This is a genomic window from Xenorhabdus szentirmaii DSM 16338 (assembly GCF_002632585.1).
GTDB classification, from domain to species: Bacteria; Pseudomonadota; Gammaproteobacteria; order Enterobacterales; family Enterobacteriaceae; genus Xenorhabdus; species Xenorhabdus szentirmaii.
The window spans coordinates 288,712-291,490 of the sequence record NZ_NIBV01000003.1 but is presented as its reverse complement, the minus strand read 5'-3'; the positions used below and the strand labels follow the sequence as shown (position 1 = coordinate 291,490).

Below are 2,779 nucleotides of genomic sequence, written 5' to 3'. Positions count from 1 at the left end.
GTTATCGCCCGTCTGCTGACCCGCCAGTATACCGACTGGTTTGGTATGGTGGGCTGGTCTGACACGCTGGATATCGGGGCCTGCTGGGACAGGCTGGAGGTTTATCCGCAGGCGGCACAGCCCTGCGATATGCTGATGATTATGTCAACTAATCTGGCCACCGAAATCAACGGAAACAGCACGTTGCTGAAAGAGGTTCCCACCACAGCGCAGTTTTACGAAGAGCTATACGGGCTGGAATGGCCGTTTGGCCACCATGTCCGCTGGGAGCGCCGGAATGTCAGCAGCTTAACCGTGCGTTTTGATTCTCCCTGGGCACCGCCTTCGGCGGAGCTGATAGGGGAGCTGTCCGCCGTGTTTGACTGTGAAATCCGCCACTGGTACAGCGACGCGTCAGGCAGCCTCAAAGGCTACGACTGTTATGACCAGGGCGAGCATGTGGACAGCGGCCACGGGCAGTCAGGGCGGGAAAACCGTCCGGCATTGTATCTGGTCACCAATGAACAGGCGGAAACGGCGCTGGCCTTGCCAGCAATTGCCGTTGGGCAGTAACCGGCTATTTCACCGACTCACTTTATATGAACTGACCACGTCAACCGAAAGGGGAACCCGTTCCCTTTTCAGGGCGTGTTTTCCTTTTTTCACTTTTTTTTGCAAGGAAAATACGCAATGGCTTCCCGAATCGATCATCAGAAAGCATTTATTTCACTGTTTAAGCAAACAGCCCGTTATCAGACCCGGTATCAGGTTTTCCGGGATTTTTGTAATTGTGCCATGGCGGCGATCCACAACAAGCACTGTTTCAGTGAGGAGCTGGAGCAGTATTACCTGAAAACCATCAAGAAGTACGAACGGGCCGATGTTGACCGGATTGTGCAGCTGTTTTCGCATGTGGTGCTCGGACTGGCACAAGAGTCCGGTGACTTTCTCGGCAGTGTATTTATGCAGCTGGAACTGGGGGATAAAGCCCTTAACCAGTTCTTCACCCCTTGGGAAGTGGCCAGAATGATGGCGAAAATGCAGTTGCAGGATGTGTCAACACACTTGCAGCAGAAACCCTTTATCACATTCTACGAACCGGCCTGCGGAGCAGGCTGTATGACGTTGGCCGTTGCTGAAGAACTGAGAGAGCTGGGACATGATCCGTTGTGCAGCCTGTGGGTGTCAGTGATTGATATTGACCCGCTGGCGACCGTGATGGCGTATATCCAGTTATCCTTGACCGGTATTCCGGCCGCCGTCACCATCGGTGACGCCCTGCATGATGGCGGCAACAAGCGGACACGTTACACACCTGCGCATTATCTGGGTAACTGGTCTGCGCGTTTGCGGGAGGCTGAGCTTATTGCCGCCTGACCGTATTTTTCAACCACAGCGCCTTTCGGGGCGCTAATGAGATGGTCACCCCCACCCTGTTGGCGTAAGTTGACAGAGCGATTTCTTTTGTATGAGGCCATCACCATGAATAACATGACACTTATTGGTATCGATCTTGGCAAACATTCTTTCCATATTCACTGTCAGGATAAATCAGGGAAAGCCCTTCTGCATAAAAAGTTTACACGAACCAAGTTGATGGAATTTTTAGCCGGATGTTCCTCTACCACTGTTGTAATGGAGGCTTGTACTGGCGCTCATTTCATGGCAAGACGGATCACTGATTTAGGGCATGAAGCTAAATTAATTTCTCCTCAATTTGTCCGGCCTTTTGTTAAAAGCAATAAAAATGATTTTATTGATGCCGAAGCGATATGCGAGGCGGCATCACGTCCTTCAATGCGTTTCGTTCAACCTAAGACGGAAGCGCAACAGGCAATGCGTGCATTACATCGCGCTAGAGAATCACTGGTCAGGGATAAAGTCAAAACGACGAACCAGATTCAGGGTTTCTTGCTGGAGTTCGGCATTAGCTTACCGAAGGGGGCGGCTGTTATGAAAAGATTATCTTTAGTATTGGCGGAGCATGAACTCCCTGACTACCTGCTCCGCTTGTTGATGCGACTCCATGCCCATTATCTTTACCTTGTTGGACAAATATCTGAGTTGGAAGCCGAATTAAAACAAACAGTAGTAATAGATGACGTTGCTCAGCGCCTCAGAACAATCCCTGGTATTGGTCTCATCACGGCCAGCTTACTTTCTTCACAATTAGGCAATGGCAGGCAGTATGCAAAAAGCCGTGATTTTGCTGCATCAACGGGCTTGGTCCCTCGGCAATACAGTACGGGAGGAAGAAATAGGCTGCTAGGCATTAGTAAGCGAGGTGATAAAAATTTGCGAAAACTTCTAGTGCAATGTGCACGAGTGTTTATGCAACGATTAGACAGTAACTCAGGAAAATTAGCTGACTGGGTTAGAGGGCAGCTTGAACGAAAACACTCTAATATTGTGGCTTGTGCGTTAGCGAACAAATTGGCTCGAATTGCCTGGGCAATAGCCACACACGGCACAGTGTTTGAAAAATAGTACTGACACCCGCATCAGTAAATTTAAACAGTTACCTACCAGGTTTTGCGAAGACTGATAATTGATGACATGAGCGGCCTATCGGCCTGATGAAAAACCTAAACCAAAAAATGGCTCTTTTGAAGCCGAGGCGCTTTTAAGGTTCATTAGGTGCGGAACTCATTGAGGCGCGGGCATGTTTGCCCATAATGACGCCGGATAGATTTAAGCAAGCCCAAAACTCATCAAAAATTAGTGTTGCAAAAACGAGGAATGTAATGAACGCATCCCAACCACGTAACCCTCGGTACTATGCTGAAATTGAGAGGTAAGG

General features: G+C 49.4%; 3 protein-coding genes. All 3 read left to right on the top strand.

The genetic code is table 11. From position 1 onward, the window contains the following. On the top strand, positions 1-552 hold a 552-nt coding region (locus tag Xsze_RS20060; RefSeq protein ID WP_169924459.1), incomplete at its 5' end, for a DUF1281 domain-containing protein. Between the two features lie 117 nt (positions 553-669). Continuing rightward, on the top strand, positions 670-1,356 hold the full coding sequence (locus Xsze_RS20055) for an N-6 DNA methylase (protein WP_038241382.1): 687 nt from the start codon (positions 670-672) through the stop codon (positions 1,354-1,356). 105 nt (positions 1,357-1,461) lie between these two features. Further along, positions 1,462-2,466 (top strand): IS110 family RNA-guided transposase, encoded by a 1,005-nt coding sequence (locus Xsze_RS20050; protein WP_038241384.1) that lies wholly within the window; start codon positions 1,462-1,464, stop codon positions 2,464-2,466. Positions 2,467-2,779 lie beyond the last annotated feature (313 nt).